Below are 24,135 nucleotides of genomic sequence, written 5' to 3' on the forward strand. Positions count from 1 at the left end.
GCGAAACTGGCCCGCTCTTTCCGGTGTTTGTCTTCCGCAGGAGTTGGCCGCCTCTTTCCGGTTTTTATCTTCCGCAAAAGCAGCTCTCTTTCCGGTTTTGTCTTCCGCAGAAGCTGGCCCCCTCTTTCTGTTTTTTTGTCTGCCACCGAAACTGGCCCGTCAAGAAAGCTGGCCCGTCCACACGGAATCGTCTGCCGCCCCTCCCGCCAGGGAGGAAACACCCCAGCCGGGGATCAGTTCTGCACGCGGAAATCGACGGGCAGCGTGTATTTCACGCGGACCACCTGGTTGCGCTGCTTGCCCGGCGTCCACCGCGGCGACTTGCTCAGCGTGGCGATGGCGGCCTCGGAGAGCGAACGGTCGGGGGTCTGAAGCACCTGGATGTTGGTCAGACGTCCGTCTTTCTCGATCACGAACGAGAGGACCACACGGCCCTGAATGCCGTTTTCGAGGGCGATCTGCGGGAACTTGACGTTGGTCTGAACCCAGTTGCGGAACGTGTTGAGGTCGCCGCCCTGGAACGAGGGCATGGTCTCGGCAATCAGGAACGGCTGGTCGTCCTCGACCACCTCCTCGGCCACCTCGACCTGCTGGATCACCTCCGTGTTCTCGTCGAACTCGGCGAAATCGACCTCGGTGGTGATCTTCGTGTCGTTGGTCACCACCTGCAACAGGTCGGCGATCACTTTGACCTCGACTTTCTTGGGAGGCTCGGGCGGCTTCTGGTCCTGACGCGTAATTTCGGTGATCTCCTCCTCGACGGGAGCGTAGTTCAGATCGACTTTCTCGATGCGGTGCTCCTTGGGCGTGTAGGCGAATGCGGCGATGACGAGTCCGAGCGCCACGATCAAACCGATTTCGAGCAGCAGACCCCGCTTGTTCTGCAAGTCTGCCTTGGGTGATTTCTTGATTTCCATCTATTTGAATTTTAATTGTTCTTAACTTTTCAAAAATCGCGTACCGATGCACTATGCACCACAAATATAGAGATAAAAATCCAAAAACGCACGCACGGGCGAAAAAATCTTTATTTTTTGGCTACTTTTGTTCCGCAGCAAACCACCCCGCACGATGGAAACGACCCCTCACGAAACATTATACGGCAAAAATCCGACCGAACTTACGGTCCTCTGCGACCGGATGGGACTGCCCCGCTTCGCGGCCCGGCAGCTCGCCCGCTGGCTCTACAAGCGCCATACCGAGGACCCGGCGCGGATGACCGACCTCGCGGCCGCCAACCGGGAGCGCCTTTCGGCGCAGTTCGCCCCGGCGCTCGCAGCCCCCGTCCGGGTCACGGAATCGGCGGACGGCACGCGCAAATACCTCTACGCCACCTCCGGGGGTCATTTCGTCGAAACGGCCTATATTCCCGACGGCGAGCGGGCCACGCTCTGCGTCTCGTCGCAGGCCGGGTGCCGCATGGGCTGCACGTTCTGCGCCACCGGGCGGCAGGGGTTGCAGCGCTCGCTCACGGCGGCCGAGATACTCAACCAGATCGTCTCGCTGCCCGAACGCGACCGTCTTACCAACCTGGTATTCATGGGCATGGGCGAACCGTTGGATAATACGGACAACGTGCTGCGCGCACTCGAAATCATCACCTCGGAGTGGGGGTTCGGCTGGTCGCCCACGCGCGTGACCGTCTCCACGGCGGGGGTCGTTCCCGAACTCGGGCGCCTGCTCGACGCCACGCGCGTCCACCTCGCCGTCAGCCTCCACAACCCGTTCCACGACGAGCGGGCGGCGATCATGCCCGTCGAGCGGGTCTGGCCCATCTCGGAGGTCGCCGCGATCCTCCGCCAGTACGATTTTACCCACCAGCGCCGCGTCTCGTTCGAATACATCCTGATGGAGGGGCTGAACGACACCCCGCGCCATGTGCGCGAACTCTGCCGGCTGCTGAACGGCATCCGCTGCCGCATCAACCTGATCCGCTTCCACCGCATCCCCGGTTCGCCCTACTACTCGCCCGCTCCGGAGGCGATGATCCGCTTCCGCGACGCGCTGACGGCCCGCGGCATCCAGACCACCATCCGCGCCTCGCGCGGCGAGGACATACAGGCCGCCTGCGGGCTGCTCAGCACCTCCGAATTGAATATGAAAAATTAAGAATTAAAAATTGCCTGCGGAGAGAAATTTGCAGCGAAGAGCGAAAAAAAGACCTATGAAAAAAGTGATCTTTATCCTCATGCTGGCTTTCGTTGTCAGCGCGGCGCAGGCCCAGGTGAAATTCGAAACCAAATCGACGGACGCCGTGCGCGAAATGGCCATCCGGGAGAACAAACTGGTCTTCATCGACCTCTATGCTTCGTGGTGCCCGCCGTGCCGGATGATGGAGCGGGATGTATTCTCGCGCCGCGATGTCGGGGAGTTCATGGACAAACGCTTTGTGGCGGCCAAGTACGACACCGACCAGCCGACCGGCCGGGAGCTCTTGAAACGCTACGGCAGCGGCGCCATCCCCCTCTACCTCGTATTCGACACCGCGGGCGAGCTGCTGGGCCGCATCCAGGGCGCCTCGGGCTCCGAGGAGTTCATGGAGAACCTGCGCACGATTATCGAGCGGCAGAAAGCCAGGCAGCAATAGCGAGCGGCCGGAGCCGAAACCGGCATCTCAGCCCGCCGCATGCGTGAAACTCCCGGAGCAAGACAAGCCGGGAGTTTTTATTATTGTGCAGTGCAGACGCCCCATCCGAAGCACGACGCAATGCGCTCCCGGGAGCGGCCGAACCACGCAGCGAGCCATGCAGGCGGCAGCATCACCGCGGCCCCTCCCGGAGAACCCGCTTTCGATTCAACGCCATTTCCCGCGACCGGAACGGATTACCGCGGGGTATAGACCACTTTCTTGGTCTCGAAAAACTCCTCCCCGAAGAAACGCGCGATTTCGTAGATGTACCAGCGTTTGCCCGTGGCGGCCAGTTCCTCGGCCAGTTCGCCGCCCTTGAGGTAGAGAATGCCGTTGGGAAGCGATCCTTTCCGCCCCCGCTCGATGCGGTTCCAGACCCAGCCGACGAACGCGGGCATGGCCGTCACGGCGCGCGAAACCACGTAGTCGAACCGCTCGGGAATCGACTCGACGCGCGCGCAGCGGGGCTCGATGTTCTGCAAGCCCAGCCCCTCGACCACCCCCTCGACCACGGTGATCTTTTTGCGGATCGAGTCCGCGGCCGTGAAATGCGCCTCGGGGAAGAGGATGGCCAGCGGCACCGAGGGGAAGCCGCCGCCGCACCCCACATCGAGGATCCGCGCTCCGGCCTCGAACGTGCAGACTTTCGCAATGGCCAGCGAATGCAGCACGTGCCTCAGGTACAACTGGTCGAAATCCTTGCGTGAGACGACGTTGATCCGGGCGTTCCACACGGCATAGAGGTCCCAGAGGGCTTCGAACTGCTGCCGCTGCCGCTCCGCAAGCTCCGGAAAATATTCGAGGATCAGATCACAGCGCATAAATTCTGAATTGTGAATTATGAATTTTGAATTTTAAAGCGTTCGTCGCTCCGGGCGATCAGGCGGCACATCTGCTCCCGGGCGCGGTGGATCTGCGTCTTGACCGTCCCGAGGGGCAGCCCCAGTTTGGCCGCGATCTCCTCGTAGGAGTACTCGTCGAAAAAGCGCATGACGATCAGCTGCCGGTAGCGGGGCGCGAGCGTCTGGAGGTAGTGCTCGATCTGGGTGCGCTGCTGGAGGTTGATGACGCTCTCCTCGGGTGTCGGGGCCGAGGAGGCGGGGGATGCGAATCGCTCGTCGATCGACAGGTCGTCCTGACGCCGGCGCACGTAGTCGATGAACGTATTGCGGGCGATGGTGTAGACCCACTGCCCGAAAGTGAACGAGGAGCTGTACCGGTGCAGGTTGATGTAGACCTTGATGAAAGTCTCCTGCAACAGGTCGTCGGCGTCGTTCGCACCGCCCAGACGCTGCACGAACAACCGCCGGATGGCGTCGCTGTACCGGTTGAAGAGGTATTCGAAAGCCAGGTCGTCGCCGGCAAGGACGCGTTCGACCAGCTGCCGGTCTTCGGCAACGATGTAGTCGGCTATCTCCATACGCGGTCGTCTTTGCGCATCAGCAGCACGCCCAGCACGAATGCCCACAGGGGGCTGAAAAGGTCGTAGAGGAAATAGAGGCGCACCAGACCGCCCTCGCCCAGCCGCCGGGCGATGCGGCGCACCTGCCACACCACCGCCGCATAGCGCACCAGAAGCAGCACGCCCGCCGCGATCTTGTACTCGAACGGCATGACCCAGAGGGCGCAGGCCGCCGCGGTGAAGAAGAGCACGCGCGACCAGAGCTCCCACTGGATGAAATTCCGCACCTCGATCGGATAGAAGCGAAACGCCGAGCCGTAGTAGCGCAGCTGCCCCATCCACCAGCCCAGGCCGCCCCACACCTTCTCGCGCAGCGTGGCCCGCGGCGAGAGGATGACGCTCACGTTGTCGCGCGTCATGACGCGCTGCATGAAGAGGTCGTCCTCGCCGATATTCATGTTGAGGTGGCTGAATCCGTTGGCACCGAAATAGACCTGCTTGGTGAAGCCCATGTTGTGCAGCGTGGCGCGGTAGGGGCGGCGGCGCACGGCGCGGGCGATCCAGTCGGCCGCGTGCATCATCCGCCAGGTGCGCATCATCCGGTTCGCAAAACCGCGCGTCCGCTCGACGCCGCAGTAGCCGACGACGATCTGTCCGCGCACGAACCCTTTGGCCATCAGCGAGAGCCAGCGGTCGGTCTGGGGCGCGGCGTCGGTCGAGGTGAAGACCAGGCACTCGCAGTGGGCCGACTTGATCCCCACGTTGAGGGCCATCTTGCGCGAGATCGGAAAGCGGGGGTCGAGGTGGATCTTGGTCGTGGTGATCTGCGGAAAGGAGTGCTTCAGGCGCGTGAGGTCCTCGTAAAAATCGTTGTCGCTGCCCACATAGACCAGCACGGTCTCGAAATCGGGGTAGTTCTGGGCGAGGATGAGCGGCAGCCGCTCCTCGATGAAGCCGTAATCCTCCGTAAAGAGCGGGATGATGACCGACACCGGGGGCTCGGCGTCGAGTACCGCCGGCCGGCGGTTGTTCTTGTAGGAGGCGATGCGGCCGTAGACGAAAATATAGTAGTAGAGCTGCACGCTCAGCAGAACGAGGAGCGCCCCCGCAAGGGCCGCGCCCTCCCAGCCGTAGCAGCGAAGAAACGTATCGAGAAATGGCATATCGGCGAAATATCGGCAAAGATAACAACAATTCAGAATTCAAAATTCAGAATTCGGAATTATTTGTCTAATTTTGCACGCATCGGCCGCCTTTGCGACGCTGCGGTCCGCACCGAACAGAGATGAGTTTGAATTTTACCGTCCGACATACCGACCCCGCGACCCGCGCCCGCGCAGGCGAGCTGACGACCGACCACGGCGTCGTTCCCACCCCGATCTTCATGCCCGTGGGCACCGCGGCCACGGTCAAGGGCATCTTCCACCGCGACCTGAGCAGCGAAGCGCATGCGCAGATCATCCTGGCGAACACCTACCACCTCTACCTGCGCCCCGGCATGGAGATCCTCGAACGCGCCGGAGGCGTCCACCGCTTCTCGACGTGGGAGGGCCCGATGCTCACCGACAGCGGCGGGTTCCAGGTCTTTTCGCTCGCGGCGTGCCGCAAGCTGAAAGAGGAGGGGTGCCATTTCCGCTCGCACATCGACGGCTCGAAACACCTCTTCACGCCCGAGAGCGTCGTCGACACCGAGCGCACGATCGGCGCCGACATCATGATGGCTTTTGACGAGTGCCCCCCGGGCGACGCCCCGCGCGAGTACGCCGCCGAATCCCTCGGCCTCACCGAGCGGTGGCTCGACCGCTGCTTCGACCGCTACCACCGGACCCGACCCAAATACGGCCACTACCAGGCCCTCTTCCCCATCGTGCAGGGCTGCACCTACCCCGACCTCAGGGCCCGGGCCGCGGAAAACGTCCTGCGGTACAATGCCGACGGCTACGCCATCGGGGGGCTGGCCGTGGGCGAACCGACGGAGGTGATGTACGAAATGATCGAGGTTGTCAACGACATTCTGCCGGAGGATCGTCCGCGTTACCTGATGGGCGTCGGAACGCCGGTGAACATCCTCGAGGCGATCGCCCGGGGCGTCGACATGTTCGACTGCGTGATGCCCACGCGCAACGGCCGCAACGGGCAGCTCTTCACGGCGGAGGGGATCATCAACATCCGCAACAAGAAGTGGGAGGACGATTTCTCGCCCCTCGACCCCGGGGGCACGGCTTACGTCGACACCCGCTACTCGAAAGCCTACCTGCACCACCTGGCGGTGTGCGGCGAGATGCTGGCGGCCCAGATCGCCTCGCTGCACAACATCGCGTTCTACCTGCGGCTGGTCGGCGCGGCGCGCGAGCACATCGCCGCGGGCGATTTCGGGGCGTGGAAAGCGATGATGGTCCAAAAACTCGTACGCAGACTCTAACGGACAGCCCGAAGATGATGAAGATGCAAAACTCGAAGACGGAGACGGCGATCAGCCTGCTGCTCATTTCGCTCCTGGCGACCGGTCTTTCATGCACGCATCGGGCACCCGCATCGGCCGAAACCGCGGGCGTCTGGGCCGATACCGACTGCGAGGTGCTCCGCACGGAGCGTTTTGCGCTGGTGTTCGAGCGGAGCGACAGCGTCATCGCGGCCTCTCTGATCCGCACGGAGGGCAACCACCCTTTCCTGCTGGGCAGGGCGGTGTTTTCAGCGGACGACTCCACCGTCGTGGAGCGGTATATCCTCCGAAACGACACGCTTCGGGCCGACCCAGGCACCGTGCTCTCCGACGGCCGGCTGCGCATCGCGGGCAGGAGCGGCGAGCGGCTGCTGGAAAAGATCGAACGGGTGCGCATCACCGAGCCCTACCAGATGCTGCACGCTTCGCCGCTGGAGAGGGGTACGTGCATCCAGCAGTGGAATCTGGGCACACGTCTCGAAGCGGACGCGCACGACATCCGTTTCGAAGCGGGTACGAACCGCCACAACTATGCGTTCTATATCCAGCCGGATTTCATCTACTGCCGGGCGGCTCGCCTGCGTTTCAACGACCGCGGGGGCCTGTTCGCACAGCACATCCGCCTGATGTCGAACTCCTGGGAGCAGACGGCCTGCATGGCCGGGGACAACCGGGCCGCAAGCGCCGCGCCGCTGGCGATCGACGACGCGAAATTCCTCCCCGACCGGTGCGTCTTTGACCGGGAGGGCATCTACTGGTCGTTCCTGCGCTTCGAGGGCGACACGGCCGTCGTGAACGGCTGCGGCGAATTGTACCGCTACGCCCGCCCGGCGGCGGACGGCGAGGCGCTGAGCGAGTGGATCGCATTCGAAAAATATTAACAATTACGAAAGAGTGTCCAGCACCGAACGAAAAACGCAATTCCGCTTTCCGGGATTCAAAATCCTGGACCGCTACATCCTGGGCAAGTTCCTGTCGACCTATTTCTTCGCCATCGCCATGATTATCGTGGTGGTGGTCTTGTTCGACTATGTAGAAAAGATCGACGATTTCACGGAGCTGCATGCTCCGCTCTCGGCCATCATCTTCGACTACTACCTCAATTTCATTCCGTTCTTCATCAACCAGTTCAGCGGCCTGTTCACTTTCATCGCCTGCATCTTCTTCACCTCGAAGATGGCCTACCAGACCGAGATCGTGGCCATGCTCTCGGGAGGCATGTCTTTCCGGCGGCTCATGTGGCCCTATTTCCTGGGGGCGCTCATCATCGGATCGCTCTCGCTGACGCTCAACCTCTGGCTCATCCCCCTCTCGCAGCGCCACATCGTCGCGTTCGAGTCGGAGTACATCAAACGGCGCCGAAACACCCAGTTCGACCGCCACATCTACCGCCAGATCGAACCGGGCACGTTCGCCTACATCCGCGGCTACCACGACAATTCGAAGCAGGCCTCGTTCTTCTCGCTCGAACACTACGACAGCGGCACGATGACCCACTCGCTCGAGGCCTCCGACGTCAAGTTCGACCCCGAGAGCAAGCGCTGGACCGCCCCGCGCTATACCATGCGCCAGTTCGATTCGCTCGGGACGGAGACGTTCGCCCAGTACCGCAACCTCGACACCCTGATCAACCTCGAGGTGACCGAACTGGGCCGCGTCAACGAGCTGATCCAGACCATGAACATCTCGCAGCTCAACGACTTCCTCGACCAGCAGCGGGCCAAGGGCTCCGACTCGATCAACATCATCGAGGTCGAGAAGCACGCCCGCTACGCCTATCCGCTTTCGACTTTCATCCTCACGCTGATCGGCGTCTCCCTCTCCTCGCGCAAGGTGCGCGGCGGCACGGGGCTGCACATCGGCATCGGCACGGCCCTCTGCTTCTCGTACATCCTCTTCAACCGCTTCTTCGAGGAGTTCGCCAAGAGCGGCACGCTCCCCCCCGGGCTGGCCGTCTGGCTCCCGAACCTGATCTACCTCGTCATCGCCGTCTACCTCTACCGCAAGGCGCCCAAATAACCTACGACCCATGCAGAAAGCCCCCTCCTCCTGGCAGCGGCTCCGCCGCAATCCGCTTCTGTGGAACCTTTTTCTGATCGCGCTGGCGATCCTCGCCGCGGCCGTCCTGGCCCACGTCTTGATGCAACTGGGCACGCGCCACGGCGCACGGCGCACGGTGCCCGATTTCTCGGGCATACCGCTGCCCGAAGCGCAGCGCATCGCCCGCAAGCACGACCTGAGGCTCCACATCAACGACTCGCTGTTCGTGCCGGCCTACGAGGGCGGCATCGTCCTGGACCAACTGCCCGAGGGCGGCGTCGAGGTCAAGCCCGGCCGCACGGTCTACATCACCATCAACTCGTACCGTCAGAAGATGGTTCCGGTGCCCTACGTGGCCGGCCGCTCGCTCCGCCAGGCCAAGAACATGCTCGAAATCGCGGGACTCGAAATCGGCGAGCTGGTCTACCGCGCCGACATGGCCACCAACTACGTCCTCGAGGAGTACCTCGGCGACCAGCCCGTCGCGCCGACCAGCCGCCTCGAAGCCGAGATGGGTTCGGGCATCACGCTCCACGTGGGTGTCGAGGGGGGCTATGGCACCACCGTGACGCCCCAGGTGGTCGGTTCGCCGCTGGCCGAAGCCAAGAGCCGCCTGTGGGAGTTGGGGCTCAACGTCGGGCGCATCGAGTTCGACCAAGGGATCAACCTCCTCAACCAGAAAGACGCCCGCGTCTACATCCAGACCCCCGCGGCCGAACGGCAGGCTGCGCTCGGGTCGCGGGTCGACATGCGGCTGACGCTCGACGAGCAGAAGATCGCCCGAAGCCGTGCCGAAGCCGAAAAGCAGGCCCGGGCGCTGGCCGAGGAGCGGCAGCGACTGGAGCAGGAGCGCGCCGACTCGCTCGCTCTCGAAGCGCTGGAGCGGGCCGCGAATCCCGACCAGAGCCAGCCGCAGGAACCCGCTGAGACCGACTCTTTCTTCGACTGATGGCCGACGAGCGTTATACCGAGGAGCCCGAACTGGACGACATTCCGGTCGAGGGGCAGGAGGACGACGAGGGCGCCGGGCTGTACGAGCATTTCGCCGTCACGGCCGACCGGGGACAGACGCCGCTCAGGCTCGACAAGTTCCTCACGGTCCGCATGGAGCACTGCTCGCGCAACCGCATCCAGGCCGCCGCCGACAGCGGGAACATCCTGGTCAACGGCCTCCCGGCCAAGTCGAGCTACAAGGTCAAGCCGCTGGACCGCATCCAGATCGTCATGCCCTACCCGCGGCGCGAGGTGGAGTTGACCCCCGAGCCCATCCCGCTCGACATCCCCTACGAGGACGACGACCTGCTTTTGGTCGACAAACCCGCCGGCATGGTCGTCCACCCCGGCCACGGCAACTACGAGCACACGCTGGTCAATGCGCTCATGTGGCACTTTCAGCAGCAGGGAATCCCCGCCGGGGAGCACTCCCGCGCGGGGCTGGTGCACCGCATCGACAAGAACACCTCGGGGCTGCTGGTCGTGGCCAAGAACGAGATCGCCCATGCGCGCCTGGCCAAACAGTTTTTCGACCACACCATCACGCGCCGCTACGTGGCGCTCGTCTGGGGCAACCTCTCGGAGGACGAGGGCACCGTCACGGGAAACATCGGCCGCAGTCCCCGCGACCGGCAGAAAATGCACGTCTTCGCCGACGGCTCCGACGGCAAGCACGCCGTCACGCACTGGCGGGTGCTGAGGCGTTACGGCTACGTCACGCTCGTCGAGTGCCGCCTCGAAACGGGCCGCACGCACCAGATCCGCGTCCACATGGCCTGGACGGGCCATCCGCTCTTCAACGACGAACGCTACGGAGGCGACCGCATCCTCAAGGGCACGACTTTCACCCGCTACCGGCAGTTCATCGAAAATTGCTTCTCGCTGCTGCCCCGCCAGGCGCTGCACGCCGCGTCGCTGGGCTTCGAACACCCCGCAACCCGCCGCGAAATGCGCTTCGAAAGCCCCCTCCCGGCCGATTTTCGGGCCCTGCTCGAAAAGTGGGAGGGGTATTCGAGTGAGGTGAAAGGTGAAAGGTGAAAAGTGAAAGGTAAAGATCTCGCTTTCACTATCGATAAACCAGACACCTCTGCCAACATCCGCTGCCCTCTTCGATTATAAATGTTTTTTCACCTTTCACCTTTTATGTTTCTCCCTACGACCATAAAAGAGGTCCGCGAGCGCGGATGGGACCAGCTGGACGTCATCCTCTTCTCGGGCGACGCCTACATCGACCACCCGGCCTTTGGGGCGGCGGTGATCGGCCGCCTCCTGGAAGCCGAGGGGTACCGTGTGGCCATCGTTCCGCAGCCCAACTGGCGGGACGACCTGCGGGATTTCCGCAAGCTGGGTGCCCCGCGGCTCTTCTTCGGCGTCACGGCCGGGGCGATGGACTCGCTGGTCAACCACTATACGGCCAACCTGCGCCTGAGGAGCAACGACGCCTACACCCCCGGCGGCAAGGCGGGCTTCCGGCCCGACCGCGCCACGACGGTCTATACGCAGATTCTCAAGCGGCTCTTTCCCCACGTCCCGGTGGTCGTGGGCGGTATCGAGGCGTCGCTGAGGCGGCTGACGCACTATGATTACTGGAGCGACTCTCTCCGCCCCTCGATCCTCGTCGAATCGGGTGCCGACCTGTTGATCTACGGCATGGGCGAGGGGGTCGTCCACGAGGTCGCGCGGGCCATGCACAACGGCTACAACGCCAAGCGGCTGCGCACCCTGCGTCAGGTGGCGTTCCTCGCCGACGCGGATTATGTCGCGCGGCTCGACCCCGCCGAGACCATCCGGCTGCACTCCCATGAGGAGTGTGTGCGCACACACCGCGCATTTTCCGAAAATTTCACCGTCATCGAGACCCAGAGCAACCTCCTCGAGCCGACTGCCACGCTCGTCGAACAGACTGCCGACCGCTACGTTGTCGTCACCCCGGCCCGCACTACGCTCACGACCGAGGAGCTCGACCACTCGTTCGACCTCCCCTACGAGCGGGCGCCCCACCCGCGCTACCGGGGCAAGGGCGACATGCCGGCCTGGGAGATGATCAAGCACTCGGTCAACATCCACCGCGGCTGCTTCGGCGGCTGCGCATTCTGCACCATCTCGGCCCACCAGGGCAAGTTCGTCCACTCGCGCAGCGAGCGCTCGATCCTCGAGGAGGTCCGCCGCATCGCCCGCATGCCCGATTTCAAGGGATACCTCTCCGACGTGGGAGCGCCCTCGGCCAACATGTACCGCATGGGCGGCCGCGACCGCACGCTGTGCGCGGCGTGCCGCCGTCCGTCGTGCCTCCACCCGGCCAAGTGCCCCAACCTGGACAACGACCACCGGCCGCTGCTGGCGCTCTACGAGAAGATACGGGCCGTGAAAGGGGTTAAAAAGGCCTTTGTCGGAAGCGGCATCCGCTACGACCTGTTCGACGATTCGCCCTACCTCGAAACCGTCGTCCGCCACCACACCTCGGGGCGGCTGAAAGTGGCACCCGAACACACCGAGGAGCGGGTGCTGAAGCTGATGCGCAAGCCTCCGTTCGCGCTTTTCGAGCGGCTCAACGCCGATTTCAAGGCCATCTGCCGCCGCGAGGGGCTTCCCTACCAGCTGATCCCCTATTTCATCTCCTCCCATCCGGGGTGCTCGGAGCGCGACATGCAGGCCTTGTCCGAAAAAGTGCTGGGCAAGCTCCATTTCACCCTCGAACAGGTGCAGGACCTCACGCCCACGCCCATGACCCTCTCGTCGGTGATGTTCTATACGGGCGAGAACCCCTACACGGGCGAACGGGTCTGCGTCGCCCGCTCGCAGGAGGAGAAGCGGCGGCAGAAAAGCTATTTCTTCGAACGGCCGAAACGGAAATAAGCCCCTTTAGAGCGGCAGGTGCTTCTCTACGGTGGTGCGCAGGCGTTCGCTGTCGAGGTGGGTATAGATCTCCGTGGTGAGAATGCTCTCGTGTCCGAGCAGCTCCTGCACCTGACGAATGCCCGCGCCCCCCTCTATGAGGTGCGTGGCGAACGAGTGGCGGAACGTGTGGGGGCTGACGCGCTTGTCGATCCCGGCCCGCTGCGCCGCCTGCCGCAGCAGCGTGAAGACCATCACGCGCGTCATCGGCTTGCCGCGGTTGTTCAGAAAGACCACTTGCTCGTCCGGCCGGTGCGGTTTGCGGTCTTCGAGGTAGCGCTGGATCTTCTCCCTCGCGGCACCGCTCAGGGGCACCGCCCGCTGCTTGTCGCCCTTGCCGATGACGCGCAGGAAACCCTCGCCGAAAAAGAGATCGCCCAGGCGCAGCGACGTCAGCTCCGAAACGCGCAGTCCGCACGAGTAGAGCACCTCGAGCATGGCACTGTCGCGTCGGCCCTTGACAGTCGAGTTGTCCACGACGGCGATGATGCGGTCGATCTCGGCCGTGGAGAGCACCTCGGGCAGGTGGCGCCGGCAGCGGGGCATGCTGACGAATTCGGCGGGGGAGGAGACGATCTCTTCGCCGAGGAGCAGAAAGTTGAAGAAACTGCGGATGCCGCTCAGGTAGCGGGCCTGGGAGCTCTGCTCGCGTCCGCGATCGTAGAGCCAGGCCAGGTAGCGTTCGATCATCGGCTGCCCGACCCGATGGGGCGGAATGTCCCACAGCCGCAGCACAAAGTGGGCGAACTGCCGCAGATCGCGCATGTAGGAGTCCACCGTATGCTGCGAAAGACGCTTCTCGAGCTTCAGATGCGTGCGGTAGCGTTTTCCCGCCTCTTCCCATTTTTTCGTATTTTCTGCCATTATCTTCCTCCCTTATCCGAAGATTATCCGTAACTTTGTAGAAACAAAGGTACGAAAATTTACATAATATGAATTACATCGCCCTCAACGTCGCCCTTTCGGAGGATGCGCAGGCCGAAATCCTGACGGCGTACCTGGCCGACTATCCGTTCGAGAGTTTCGAAAGCGAGCCGGGCATTCTCAAGGCCTACATCCCCGAGGAGCGGCTGTGCGACTGCAAAACGGAGGTGGACGACCTGCTCGCGCGCCACGGCGTCGCGGGCCGCTATGTGGCCATCGAGACGCAAAACTGGAATGCGCTGTGGGAGAGCAATTTTCCGCCCGTCGAGGTAGACGGGCGCCTCCGGATCCGCGCGCCGTTCCACGACCCGACACCCGAGGGCGGGATGGAGATCGTGGTGATGCCCAGGATGGCTTTCGGCACGGGCCACCACGCCACCACGCAGCTCATGGCGCGCGCCGTGCTCGACCTGGGGGTTGCCGGCCGCACGGGGCTCGACATGGGCAGCGGCACGGGCGTGCTGGCGATCGCCGCCCTGAAATGCGGCGCCGCGCACATGGACGCCGTGGACATCGACGACTGGGCCGACGCCAGCTGCCGCGAGAACGCGGCGCTGAACGGCGTTGCGGAGCGCATCACCGCGATCCGGGGCGACGCCGCGAGCATCGCGGGCCGCCGCTACGATTTCATCCTGGCCAACATCAACCGCAACATCCTCCTGGCCGACATGCCGGCCTATGCTGCGGCGCTGGCGCCGGGCGGCGATCTGGTGATGAGCGGCTTTCTCGAAGCCGACGTCGAACCCCTCACGCAGTGTGCGTCACGGCTGGGACTGAAGCGGGTGGAGGTCGCCGGGCTCGACGGGTGGATGCTCATCAAGGTGAAAGGTGAAAGGTGAAAAGTGAAAGGTAGGAGCCAGAGGCTGTTGCAGGTTATGCCGTGCGGATGCAAAGTCAAGCCGCCAAAAGCGGGTTAAAAGTGAAAGGTTCTCGATCCCCGAGCAACGTCGAGTGGTCGCAACAAAGTGAAAGGTGAAAAGTGAAAGGTGAAAGGTAGGAGCCAGAGGCTGTTTGCAGGTTATGCCGTGCGGATGCAAAGCCAAGCCGCTGAAAGCAGATGAAAGGCATTTTCGATCCCCGAGAATAGCGGCAGCTCGCCCTTGCTCGAGGCTCGGACTTGCCCCGCGAAATTGTGAATCCTGAATTCTGCATTTTGAATTGAAAAGCTACAAGGGGCGCGGAGTGGTCCTCCATACGCTCAAATACGGCGACTCGTCGCTGGTCGTCTACCTCCTGACCGACGTGGGAGGACGCCGCAGCTACCTGGTGCAGGGCGTGCGCAGCCGCAGCGGGCGGGGTTCGAAGATGGGACTCTTCCAGCCGATGTTCCCCGTGGAGTTCGAGGGGTTGCAATCATCGCGCTGCCAGCTGGACCGCTTCAAGGAGGTGCGGAGCGGATTTCTGTTGCAGGGGGTGCCGTTCGACGTGCGCAAATCGACCATGGCCCTCTTCATGGCAGAGGTTTTGTACCGCCTTGTCCGCGAGAGCGAGCCGAACGAGGGGCTTTTCGATTTCGTCTGGAACTCGGTCGGGGCGCTCGACGGCATGGAGGAGGGCGTGGCCAACTTCCACCTCTGGTTCCTGGCCAATCTGAGCCGCTTTCTGGGATTCCGCCCCGGGAACGACTACGCGCCCGGCGCGTGGTTCGACATCCGCGAGGGGCTGTATACGCCCGTGCGGCCCACCCACACGAGCGTCATGACGCAGGAGTGCGCCGGCATCCTCGAGCGGATGATGGCCTCCGACGTCCGCCAGCTGGACCGGATCGGGCTCAACCGCACGCAGCGGGTCGAGTTTCTGAACGCCGTGCTGGTCTACTACGGCTACCACCTCGACGCGATCAGCGCCGTGCAGTCGGTCCGCATACTAAGAGAGGTATTTTAACGTTAACTGTTTAAAGATGAAAGGAGAGGTGCTTATGAAAAAGATCACGACGGCTCTCGCCGCTCTCTGCGCGGCCCTGACGGTTGCGGCCCAGGAGCCGAAATTCGAGTTGCCGCAGCGGGATTCGACCCGCATGGCGGGCTTCCAGCTGCCCGATTCGCTGGCCCACCTGACCCCCTGGAAACCCGACTACCGGACCATGTCGCCGATCCAGTCCAAACCCAACGTCTCGATGACCTCGGTGGTGGTGATCCAGCGCGAAAACCTCCCGGCGCGGGTGACGGTGATCGACAACAACACCCTGCGTCTGGGCAGCCATTTCACCCTTTCGAACGGGCAGGCGTGGAACTGGAGTCCTTTCCCCGACGCCTACCTCGACGCCCGGACCCTCTCGTTCCCCATGCGGCGGTAAGGCCGCGCTTACGCTGGCACGAACGAATTACCCCTGCGACAAGCGCGTCGCAGGGGTCTCTTTTTATCTCCCCGTCAGACAGCGAATGCACGAGCGCCCGGTCAGAAGCATCGTCTCGTAATCCAGCCCCGAAATCACGACCAGCACCCCCTCCGTACAGGTCGAAAAAGGCGGTGTGTGCGCACACACCGAAGAAAACGGGGTGTTGCCGCCGGGTGAAAACGCGGGGTGCGATCCCCCTGCCGCACCGGCCGGCAGCGCGCGCAGCAGGTCGGGCAAAAAGGGCGGTGTGTGCGCACACATCCGCGAAAAGGCGGCGCGGTAGTCGGCCGGAAAACCGGGAACCAGCACCCCGGCATAGAACTCGGTCGCGGCCAGGCGGTCGGGCTCGGCGCACTGTGCGATGCGCAGGATGCTCCCGTCGGGCGCGAGTTCCACGAGCGGGTCGCGCAGCAGCCCATCCCCTGTCCAGAGGAGGTTAGAGGCTATCCGCCGCGGTGGCTGCACGGAAGAATTCATCGGCGAAGATGCGGATGTCGAGCTGCTCGTCGTAGAAGCGGCTCACGGCGTCGGCGGCCGTGGGGATGTAGCGGACAGTGAGGTCTGTCACCGTCACCGAGGGACGCTGCGGTTTGTCGACGAAATCGAGCAGGTCCAGCCTGAGACGGCAGTGGGTCGAATCGACCGTGAAGCGCCGCGAGAACGTCTCGGTGCGGTGGCGGCGCAGGGTCATGGTGTAGACGTTGGCGCGCGTGCTGTCCGAGCGGTCGAGCCACATGCGGCCGCGCAGCCCCCGCGTGTTGCGGTCGAGCGAGTCGACCCGGTAGGAGAAGCGCAGCTCGTACTCGCCCGGCCGCACGGGGAGCGAGAAGCTCAGGCGCGCCGTGTCGCGCAGCGAGCCGACGCGGATGAGCGAGTCCGAAAGCACGGTCTGCGTGTAGCGGCGGCGGGCCACGTTGTCGATCGTATCGAGGATCGCCACCTCGCGGTCGTAGTACTTGCCCTCGGCTTCGAGCAACACGATGGCCTGCTCGACGACATCGCCCAGGCGGGCGCTCTTGCGTTTGGAAAAGTTGCCGATGGTGTACTGCACGTCGTCGGTGGTGTAGCCGTAACTGGCGAAGATCGGCTCGTAGATGTTCAGCGAATCGAGCTTGAGGCTCCGGTTTCCCACATAGGCGTTGGCCAGGAAAGCGTCGTGGAAAATCTCGGCCAGCTCGCGGTCGGGAATGATCTTGTGGCGGGCGCATGCACCGGCCAGCAGCACGAGAAGCGCGAAGAGGAGCGTTCGTAAGGGGCGTTTCATGGCTATGCGTTCTTTTTTATCATGCTGTGTATCGTAAGTTCGGTCAACAGGGCGGCCACCAGGGCGAAACTCAGGAGCACGGCCCCCAGGTCGGAGGGGCGGAACTCGACGGGGTAGCTCTTCGTGAGGAACGTCTCGGCCGGAATCTCGATCAGGCCGAAATGCTGCTGCACGAGGCTGAGGCCGACCCCCAAAAGCACTCCCAGCGCGGCCCCCAAGGCGCAGATCAGGTAGCCCTCGCCTCGGAATGCGGCCCGGACGAGCCGTGTGTCGGCCCCCAGGGCGTGCAGCGTGCGGATGTCGAGGCGCTTCTCGACGATCAGCATCGACAGCGCCCCCACCACCGAGAACGACGCCACGACGAGGACCAGCAGGGCGATGAAGAAGATGCCCCACTTTTCGTAGGCCATGATCCGGTAGAACGAGGCCCTCAGTTCGTCGCGCGTGCGGACCCGGAACTCGTCGCCCGCAACGGCCGCAACCTCGCGGCGGACCCGCTCGGGATCGGCGTCGGGCGTCAGGCGCACGACCAGCGAGGAGACGCGGCCCGGATGGGCGAAGAGCTGCTGCGCCAGCCTGAGCGACGCGAGGACGTAGGTGCGCTCGGTCTCGAGGTCGAGCGTGAAGACCCCGCCCACGGGCTCGGTGCGGCGCGTGTAGTTGGCCATCGGAAGCAGCGACGAGAACGAGCCGCGCCGCACGGCGTAGAGGTTCACCTCGGCGTCGGCCAGCGAGCGGATGCCCAGCATGTAGGCCATCGACTGCCCGACGACGAGCCGCTCCAGGTCGCCCAGCCGGAGGCGCCACTCCCCCGCGGTGACTGCCTCTTCGAGCGGGAAGACGGCGGCATAGTTGTCGTCGGCGCCCCGCAGCGTGGCCGTGGCCTGCCGCCCGGCATGCTCCAGCAGCACGCTTTGCTCCAAAAGGAACGAGACGGCACCGACCCCCTCGATGCGGCCGAGGGCCGCCGTATCGAGCCGCGCGGCCTCGAACGTCTGCCCCGCGCGCGGGGAGAGCGTCAGGTCGGCGTCGAATGCCGTACAGGTCGCCCGTACCAGCGTCTCGAAGCCGTTGAAGACCGAGAGCAGGATAATCATCGCCGCCACGGGCATGGCCACGGCTACCACGCTCAGGCCCGAGATCAAGTTGACAACCGATCGGGACCGGGGCGAGAAGAGGTAGCGGCGGGCGAGGAGCAAGGCGAGCATTCCGAATCAAAAATCAAAAATCAAAAATTAAAAATTAAGAATTAAGAATTAAAAATTAGCGTAGCCGAGGAGTGCCGGGCAATGTATGTATACTGACAATAGGGATTCCGTATGCCCGTCCCGTAACAATCCCTCAATTTTTAATTCTTAATTCTTCATTTTTCATTTCTTCAAGGCTTCGTCGATGTGCTCGATATATTCCAGCGAGTCGTCCAGGAAGAACTGGATCTCGGGGATGTTCTTCACTTGGTTGCGCAGACGCTGGCCCAAGGCGCCGCGCAGGAAGCGGTTGTGCTGCTCGAGCTGCTGCATCGTCGCGCCGCTCCGCTCGAACGGGAAGACGCTCACATAGACTTTCGCATAGCTCAGATCGGGCGACATGCGCACGGCCGTGACGGTAATCAGCTCGCCCCGCACCAGGGGCGCGGCCTCTTTCTGGAAGATGTCGGCGATGTCTTTCTGTATCTGTTTGGCGATTTTCTGCTGGCGGTTGTTTTCCATAGTCGATTGGTTTTTAAAGTCCGTATTTGAACACTTCGCGGTTCTTCGGCCGTTTGGGCCGCGGTTTCCAGGCTTCGAACCCCTCCTTGTTGAAACGGTAGCTCAGCCCCACCGAGATGGTCAGGTTGTCGAGCGGCGAACGCAGGGGGGTGGCATAGAACGGGTTTTCGGGGCCGTCGGTGGCGTTGTCGTAGTATTTGTTGCGGTTGCGCACGATGTCCGAGTAGCCGAAATAGTAGCGCACGCGCACGTTGATCTCGAACTGCCGGACGAGCACCGCCACGCCGCCTCCGCCCGCCAGCCCGTAGCCCCAGCGGTTGTCGCGCGCGGTCTCGAAACGGTAGTCGCCCCGCTCGATGCGCTTCTGCTTGTCGGCGTCGAGGTACTCGTTCTCCCAGGTGGAGCTGAGGTTGTAGGAGAACGTGGCGGCGGCTTCGAGATAGACCCGCAGGCGGTGGCGCAGCATATAGACGTGGGGCTGCCAGACGACGGGAAGCACCACCGAGTTGATGTTGCGCGAATAGTAGAGGTAATCGCGTTTCTCGTCGACCTGCGAGGCGTTGGTGGCGAACGAGTAGCCCTGTTGCAGGAACTCCAGGTCGATGCCGAAGCCCCCCACGATGCGCTGCCGGCCGTAGTAGCGCCACGAGAGGCCGCCGCTGTACATGCCCCAGCGGGCACGGGTCTCCTGCGTGGGTTCGAAGCGGGCGCTGCCCATGCCGTAGCCGACGTTGAAGCCCAGGGTGTGCTGCGCCGAGGCGCTCCCGGCGAGCGCCAGCGCCGCAAAGAGCAGCAAAAGGGGAACTATCCTGCGTGGTATCATCCTTATCTGAAATTGCTGAACATGCCGCCCGTAGCGTTCATGCTGTTGTTGAAGCGTTGGTTCTCCTCCCGCTCATGGCGGTCGTCGCGTTTGGGACCCTCCTTGGCGCGCTTCTCCGCCTCGCGCCTGAGGCGCTGGGCCTCCCGCTCGTCGAGCATCCGCGTGAGCGACTCCATCGTCACGGGGGCGAACAGGCGCGTCATGTCCATCGTGAACTCGATCTCCCAGTTGGTCTTGGTGGCGAAAGTCTCTTCGCCCTGGTCGTTAGTGTAGATCTCGGCCCGCTCGGGCTGCCGCCGCTCGACCAGGTTGCCCGTGTCCCACTTGCCGTTGCCGTTGAGGTCCTCGATCACACGGAACTTGATCTCTCCGGCAGGCACGTAGTTGAACTGAATATCGCCCGGGGTGACGTCGCGCCGCTCCTGCTTGAGGGCGTTGCTGCCGTCGAGCAACTGCACGATGTACCGCGTGCTGTCGCGCCCCGTGACGTGAATCTTCACCGTGGCGAATTTCTCGGGGTCGTAGACCGTGTATTTACCCACGATCGAGTCGTTCTGAAAGCCCGCGACGTCCGTGACGGCGCCCTTGGGGATGGTCAGCGTGTATTCGCCTCCGGTCTGCCAGTCGGCGCGGATCTGCCAGCGGCGCAGAGAGGCGGTGTCGCGGACGAAATGGACCGGAACGTCCTCGATGGTCTTGTCGGGATGCGTCACCGTCAAAAGCGTGACCGCGGAGTCGATGCGCACCACGGGGTAGTCGAAATCGATCGACAGGTGGTTCTCGGGGTTGATCTCGCCTGTGAGCGGGAGTTTGTAGACGAACGGGTTGGGCTTCTCGGGCTCGGTCCACTCCTCGCCCGCGGCTTCGGCCTTGCGCCGTTCGCGTTCGAGCTTTTCCCGCTCTTTCTCCTGCTCCTTGGTCTCGACGAAGCGCCAGGCCAGTTTCAAGGGTTCGGTGACGGGTTGCAGCATGTTGAGCGTATCGTGCTTGTAGTAGGTGATCTCGCCCTTGATCGTGTCGGGCAGGGACGCCGCGGGAACGTCGAACCACAGGGCGATGGTGTCGCGGCCCACGGTCTGCGGGTCGACGATCACCCGCTCGGAGGGGATGCTGTCGAAGCGGATCCGTTCGATGCGCGGGCGGTTGGCCCCGAAATAGAGCATGGCCTGGTGCTGCCGGGGTCGGGCGGTCTCGGAGAGGAGCTGGCGGCGGAACGCCTTGTCGGTGAACATGCGCAGGTACAGCTGCGGCTCGGCCGAGACGTAGCGGCGCAGCGAGTCGTACCAGAGGGCGAAATCGGGCAGCTCGGCCGGGTTGTAGACCCCCTCCATGAAGCCCACCTGGTCGGTGCCCGGCTCGTAGGACTGGTTGTCGTTCTTGTCCTGGACGGCGTAGACGCGGTAGGGAATGGGCTTGAGGTTCTGGGCGATGAAGATGCCGTTGTTCTCGGCCCGGGCGATGACCGCCGGTTTGTACTTGAACACCGTGGAGTCGTACTCGGCTACGTTCTCGACCGAATCGGCCGGGAAGAACCAGATGAACGACTTGGAGACCGAGTCGGCCGTGTAGCTGTCGGCCGTGTAGCCCGAGAGGACCATCGAGTCGATCTCGGGACCGGTCGAGAAGACGTAGCGCATCGAGTAGAGCGGGTTGCCCTCGTTGTTGTCGCGGATGGCCGAGCCGAAATTCAGCGCATAGGTCGTGTTGGGCTCCAGCGTGTCGCGCAGTTGGACCACGATGCCCCGGCCGCGCAGGGTGACCGTAGGTTTCTTCTTCATCTGCGGCGAGGTGAAGAACTCCTTTTGCTGGTCCTTGAGCTGGACGAATTCGTCGAACTCGATGTAGATTTTGCCGTGGCCCGTGGTGGGACGGCCGGTCGTGAAATTGTCGGGCACCATCTGGACGATCACCGGCGGCAGCGTGTCGCGCGGACCGCCCGTGGGGGTCATCATGCTCGCGCAGCGCGAAAGGAACGCCGAGGCGAAGAGCAGCGCGACGCCCAGGCGCAGGGTGCGCACAATCGGTCTCTTTGTCGTGTTCATCGTCTGTACGTGCTTGCGGTTTGGGGCGGCTCGGGCTCCGCGGGTTCGGGTTCCAGAGCCGGGTCGACCACCAGCCAGCCATCCTCTTCGGTGTGCCACTGTTCGATCCAGATGCGGAAGAGGACCGGGAACGTCTGCGGTTCGCCGTCCAGGAGCACCTCCCTGCGGGTGTAGGCGTAGCGTTCGTGGGTGCGGTCGACGACCACGACCATCAGCTCCGCGGCGCTCACGGACATGACGTAGGCGTTGCGGTCGCCATCCTTGCGGGCCGTGAAGTTGGGCACGTCGCGTATCTGCGCGGGGTCGTTCTTCGAGGTGATCTTGCCTTTGAGAGCGTCCTCGTACGAGGCGATGTACCAGTAGGCCGTGTCGGCGGCGAACGCATAGGCCGTCACCGTCGGAACGGGGGCCGTATCGCCGCCCTCGGCGGACTGGAACTCCGGCACGATCGTGCACTCCACGTAGGTCGGCGGTTCGTAGAATTCGTTGAAGAAACTCCAGGCGCCGCTCTGGTAGCGGTTACCCGCTTTCCAAGGCTGGAACAGCAGCGAAACGGTGAGCTGCGGCAGGTTCTCGGGAATCGGCTGCTGGGTGTAGGCGTAGATGCGGTTCCCGGTATCGACCGCCAGCACCATCTGCGACGGCCGCACGAGGGGCATTTGCAACCACCCCACGGTGCCCTCCAGTTCGTAGGGCTCGGCCGTGGCGACGGGGTCGGAGCGCTTCTCGGAGGGGTTCTCCTTGGACGTGAGCACCCCCCGCAGGGCATCGTCGTAGGAGACGACGGTCCACAGCGTCGTGTCGACGTCGTAGGCGTAGGCCACGGCACCGGCGAGCGGCTGCTTGATGTCCCCCGAGACCCGCTCGACGAGCGGCTTGAGCACGTAGGTGGTCCGGTAGGAGACCTTCTTGAAGCACCCCGCGAGCAGCACGGCAGCAACTGCGACGATTAAGAATCTGGTCTTCAATTTTTAATTCTTAATTTTTAATTCTTAATTCTCTCAAAGCGTCGAGCATCTCGCCGACGGTCTGTCCCGTCAGCGGATGGCGGTGCGAACGCATGATCTCGGCGAGGGGCACCAGGGCGAACTCCCGCTCCGAAAGGAGCGGATGGGGCACGGTAAGCCGCTCAGTGGCGAGCACCTCGTCGTCGTAGAATGCGATGTCGATGTCGATCGGGCGTGCGGTATACCGCGCGCCCGTCGAGGCCTTTTCGACCGCCTCGGCGGCCCGGTTGCGTCCCAGCTCCCGCTCGATCTCCTGGCAGGCGTCGAGCACCTCCAAGGGCGAGAGGTCGGTCGAGACCTCCAGGGCCTGGTTCGAAAAGCGGTCGGCCGTCTCGAAGCCCCAAGCGTCGCTCTCGTAGCGGTGCGAACAGCGCAGCACGGCCCCGATGCGGGCGTTGATCAGCTGCTGGGCCGCTTGCAGGGTCCGTTTTACGTCCCCCGTATTTCCTCCGGTCAAAAGTGCCACACGTGCCATAAAATTACATCGGTTTTATCAGTTTGCTCACCGAAAGCGCAAAATGGGTGAATACGATGGTCGGGTTGCCGTTCTGCGTGATCTGCGCCGTGGCGCTCTCGATCTGCTGGATGAGCGGCTCGATATTCCCGGGACCGACGAACGGCGCAAATTTCGCGCAGAAAGCCAGCTCCTCGCCCCAAAGGTAGCTGATGCGGGGAATGCCGGCATGCAGCACGAAACTCTCGCGCAGCAGGCGGGCGGCATCGTGGAGCAGCGACCGCTGCTGTTCGCGCGCGAGTTGCGCGGCCTCCTCGGCCCAGCCCAGCAGTTCGAGGTGTTTGTCGTTGTAGCTCAGGCGCATCAGCGAACAGAACAGGTCGAAATTCTCCTTGCGCACGGCATCGCCCTCGCCCGCCACGAGGTGCCCCAGTTCGAGCAGGTCGCCCCCTGCGAGCCGCGCCATGTTGCGCGCCTGCACGGGGTCCGAAACGCCCTTTTCGACCGCCGCGCGCTCCAGCACCGAGGTCTCGATGCGCGGTACGGCGACCTCCTGCGTGCGCGAGAGGATCGTCGGCAGCAGCCGCTCGGACTGCTCCGAGACCAGGACGAACAGCGTCCGCTCCCACGGCTCCTCCAAAATCTTGAGGATCTTGTTCGAAGCCTCCTCGTTCATCGTCTCGGGCAGCCAGACCAGCATCGTCTTGTAGTCGGCCTCGAAACTCTTGAACGACAGTTTGCGAATGATCGCGTCGGCCTCGCGCGCCGAGATCATCCCCTTGAGCGTTCGGCCCAGGTCGAGCGCCTCGTACCACTGCCGGGGCGAGACGTAGCCGCCCCGCGCGGCGAACAAGGCGCGGAACTGCGGCAGAAATTCGTCGCTCAGCATCGCCTCGCCCGACTTTTTGCCCTGGCGGTTCACGGGGAAGACCAGGTGCAGGTCGGGATGCGCCAGCGCCGCGATCTGCCGGCAGTCGGGGCACTCGCCGCACGAGTCGCCGTTGGCACGGTGGCGGCAGCAGAGGTACTGCACGTAGGCCACGGCAAGCGCCAGCGCGCCCGAGCCGCCGAGCCCCGTGAAGAGCTGGGCATGGCTGATGCGCCCGGCTTCGACGCTCTGCGCCAGATGCCGTTTCAACTCCTCCTGTCCCGTTATGTCTGCAAATCTCATA

25 protein-coding genes are annotated in these 24,135 nt (G+C 63.4%); 11 read left to right on the forward strand and 14 right to left on the reverse strand.

The features are described 5' to 3' along the window. Positions 1-233: 233 nt before the first annotated feature. Positions 234-917 carry an energy transducer TonB gene (locus tag ACMQ11_RS11300; protein ID WP_418992877.1) on the reverse strand — a complete coding sequence of 228 codons (684 nt, stop codon included), beginning with the start codon at positions 915-917 and terminating at the stop codon, positions 234-236. Positions 918-1,071: 154 nt separating this feature from the next. On the opposite strand from ACMQ11_RS11300, the gene rlmN reads away from it, so the two are divergent. Together rlmN and ACMQ11_RS11310 are read left to right on the forward strand one after the other, a co-directional pair. Next, entirely contained in the window at positions 1,072-2,109 is a 1,038-nt protein-coding gene (gene rlmN / locus ACMQ11_RS11305) for a 23S rRNA (adenine(2503)-C(2))-methyltransferase RlmN (protein ID WP_418992878.1), read from the forward strand. A gap of 55 nt (positions 2,110-2,164) precedes the next feature. After that, positions 2,165-2,587, forward strand: coding sequence for a thioredoxin family protein (locus ACMQ11_RS11310; RefSeq protein WP_418992879.1), 423 nt, complete (start codon positions 2,165-2,167; stop codon positions 2,585-2,587). Between the two features lie 236 nt (positions 2,588-2,823). Here the strand turns inward: ACMQ11_RS11310 and rsmG are convergent, their stop codons facing one another. From rsmG to ACMQ11_RS11325, 3 genes are read right to left on the reverse strand one after another with little or no spacing between them, the layout of a single operon-like run. Continuing rightward, entirely contained in the window at positions 2,824-3,450 is a 627-nt protein-coding gene (rsmG, locus tag ACMQ11_RS11315; RefSeq protein ID WP_418992880.1) for a 16S rRNA (guanine(527)-N(7))-methyltransferase RsmG, read from the reverse strand. Between the two features lie 17 nt (positions 3,451-3,467). Next, entirely contained in the window at positions 3,468-4,049 is a 582-nt protein-coding gene (locus ACMQ11_RS11320; RefSeq protein WP_418992881.1) for an RNA polymerase sigma factor, read from the reverse strand. After that, complete coding sequence (locus ACMQ11_RS11325; RefSeq protein ID WP_418992882.1) at positions 4,040-5,194, reverse strand: glycosyltransferase; 1,155 nt, start codon at positions 5,192-5,194, stop codon at positions 4,040-4,042. The genes ACMQ11_RS11320 and ACMQ11_RS11325 overlap by 10 nt, the downstream gene beginning before the upstream one ends. A 122-nt stretch (positions 5,195-5,316) precedes the next feature. Between ACMQ11_RS11325 and tgt the strand changes: the two genes are divergently transcribed. From tgt to ACMQ11_RS11355, 6 genes are all read left to right on the forward strand, one after another. Continuing rightward, the gene (tgt, locus tag ACMQ11_RS11330; RefSeq protein WP_418992883.1) at positions 5,317-6,453 is read left to right on the forward strand and encodes a tRNA guanosine(34) transglycosylase Tgt; all 1,137 of its coding nucleotides are present in this window, start codon (positions 5,317-5,319) and stop codon (positions 6,451-6,453) included. A gap of 14 nt (positions 6,454-6,467) precedes the next feature. Next, entirely contained in the window at positions 6,468-7,355 is an 888-nt protein-coding gene (locus ACMQ11_RS11335) for a hypothetical protein (protein WP_418992884.1), read from the forward strand. 13 nt (positions 7,356-7,368) lie between these two features. Then, positions 7,369-8,493 (forward strand): LptF/LptG family permease, encoded by a 1,125-nt coding sequence (locus tag ACMQ11_RS11340; RefSeq protein ID WP_418992885.1) that lies wholly within the window; start codon positions 7,369-7,371, stop codon positions 8,491-8,493. 10 nt (positions 8,494-8,503) lie between these two features. Beyond that, complete coding sequence (locus tag ACMQ11_RS11345; protein ID WP_418992886.1) at positions 8,504-9,463, forward strand: PASTA domain-containing protein; 960 nt, start codon at positions 8,504-8,506, stop codon at positions 9,461-9,463. Further along, positions 9,463-10,545 (forward strand): RluA family pseudouridine synthase, encoded by a 1,083-nt coding sequence (locus ACMQ11_RS11350; RefSeq protein WP_418992887.1) that lies wholly within the window; start codon positions 9,463-9,465, stop codon positions 10,543-10,545. Before ACMQ11_RS11345 ends, ACMQ11_RS11350 begins: the two co-directional genes overlap by 1 nt. A 105-nt stretch (positions 10,546-10,650) precedes the next feature. Beyond that, positions 10,651-12,363, forward strand: a complete 1,713-nt coding sequence (locus ACMQ11_RS11355) for a YgiQ family radical SAM protein (RefSeq protein ID WP_418992888.1) — start codon at positions 10,651-10,653, stop codon at positions 12,361-12,363. A gap of 6 nt (positions 12,364-12,369) precedes the next feature. On the opposite strand, the gene xerA is transcribed toward ACMQ11_RS11355, so the two are convergent. Next, positions 12,370-13,266, reverse strand: a complete 897-nt coding sequence (gene xerA / locus ACMQ11_RS11360) for a site-specific tyrosine recombinase/integron integrase (RefSeq protein WP_418992889.1) — start codon at positions 13,264-13,266, stop codon at positions 12,370-12,372. A gap of 68 nt (positions 13,267-13,334) precedes the next feature. Between xerA and prmA the strand changes: the two genes are divergently transcribed. The 3 genes from prmA (at position 13,335) to ACMQ11_RS11375 (ending at position 15,622) form a co-directional block, all read left to right on the forward strand. Then, the gene (gene prmA / locus ACMQ11_RS11365; protein ID WP_418992890.1) at positions 13,335-14,165 is read left to right on the forward strand and encodes a 50S ribosomal protein L11 methyltransferase; all 831 of its coding nucleotides are present in this window, start codon (positions 13,335-13,337) and stop codon (positions 14,163-14,165) included. Positions 14,166-14,484: 319 nt separating this feature from the next. Further along, positions 14,485-15,210, forward strand: coding sequence for a DNA repair protein RecO (recO, locus tag ACMQ11_RS11370; protein ID WP_418992891.1), 726 nt, complete (start codon positions 14,485-14,487; stop codon positions 15,208-15,210). 34 nt (positions 15,211-15,244) lie between these two features. Beyond that, positions 15,245-15,622 carry a hypothetical protein gene (locus tag ACMQ11_RS11375; protein WP_418992892.1) on the forward strand — a complete coding sequence of 126 codons (378 nt, stop codon included), beginning with the start codon at positions 15,245-15,247 and terminating at the stop codon, positions 15,620-15,622. 63 nt (positions 15,623-15,685) lie between these two features. Here ACMQ11_RS11375 and ACMQ11_RS11380 read toward each other — a convergent pair whose 3' ends face one another. The 9 genes from ACMQ11_RS11380 to ACMQ11_RS11420 form a co-directional block, all read right to left on the reverse strand. Further along, positions 15,686-16,141 carry a cytosine deaminase gene (locus ACMQ11_RS11380; RefSeq protein WP_418992893.1) on the reverse strand — a complete coding sequence of 152 codons (456 nt, stop codon included), beginning with the start codon at positions 16,139-16,141 and terminating at the stop codon, positions 15,686-15,688. Next, positions 16,101-16,928: a DUF4296 domain-containing protein gene (locus ACMQ11_RS11385; protein ID WP_418992894.1), complete on the reverse strand. Its 828-nt coding sequence runs from the start codon at positions 16,926-16,928 to the stop codon at positions 16,101-16,103. The genes ACMQ11_RS11380 and ACMQ11_RS11385 overlap by 41 nt, the downstream gene beginning before the upstream one ends. A gap of 2 nt (positions 16,929-16,930) precedes the next feature. Beyond that, positions 16,931-18,136, reverse strand: a complete 1,206-nt coding sequence (locus ACMQ11_RS11390; RefSeq protein ID WP_418992895.1) for an ABC transporter permease — start codon at positions 18,134-18,136, stop codon at positions 16,931-16,933. A gap of 162 nt (positions 18,137-18,298) precedes the next feature. Further along, on the reverse strand, positions 18,299-18,637 hold the full coding sequence (rbfA, locus tag ACMQ11_RS11395; protein ID WP_418992896.1) for a 30S ribosome-binding factor RbfA: 339 nt from the start codon (positions 18,635-18,637) through the stop codon (positions 18,299-18,301). A gap of 13 nt (positions 18,638-18,650) precedes the next feature. Then, positions 18,651-19,460 (reverse strand): outer membrane beta-barrel protein, encoded by an 810-nt coding sequence (locus tag ACMQ11_RS11400; RefSeq protein ID WP_418992897.1) that lies wholly within the window; start codon positions 19,458-19,460, stop codon positions 18,651-18,653. 2 nt (positions 19,461-19,462) lie between these two features. After that, positions 19,463-21,502, reverse strand: a complete 2,040-nt coding sequence (locus ACMQ11_RS11405; RefSeq protein WP_418992898.1) for an Ig-like domain-containing protein — start codon at positions 21,500-21,502, stop codon at positions 19,463-19,465. Further along, positions 21,499-22,470, reverse strand: coding sequence for a hypothetical protein (locus ACMQ11_RS11410; RefSeq protein ID WP_418992899.1), 972 nt, complete (start codon positions 22,468-22,470; stop codon positions 21,499-21,501). The genes ACMQ11_RS11405 and ACMQ11_RS11410 overlap by 4 nt, the downstream gene beginning before the upstream one ends. A gap of 10 nt (positions 22,471-22,480) precedes the next feature. Continuing rightward, positions 22,481-22,984 carry a 2-amino-4-hydroxy-6-hydroxymethyldihydropteridine diphosphokinase gene (gene folK, locus ACMQ11_RS11415; RefSeq protein WP_418992900.1) on the reverse strand — a complete coding sequence of 168 codons (504 nt, stop codon included), beginning with the start codon at positions 22,982-22,984 and terminating at the stop codon, positions 22,481-22,483. 4 nt (positions 22,985-22,988) lie between these two features. Further along, positions 22,989-24,134, reverse strand: coding sequence for an ATP-binding protein (locus ACMQ11_RS11420; protein WP_418992901.1), 1,146 nt, complete (start codon positions 24,132-24,134; stop codon positions 22,989-22,991). Position 24,135: the final 1 nt, after the last annotated feature.

This window comes from Alistipes sp. (assembly GCF_048465575.1).
Taxonomy (GTDB): Bacteria; Bacteroidota; Bacteroidia; order Bacteroidales; family Rikenellaceae; genus Alistipes.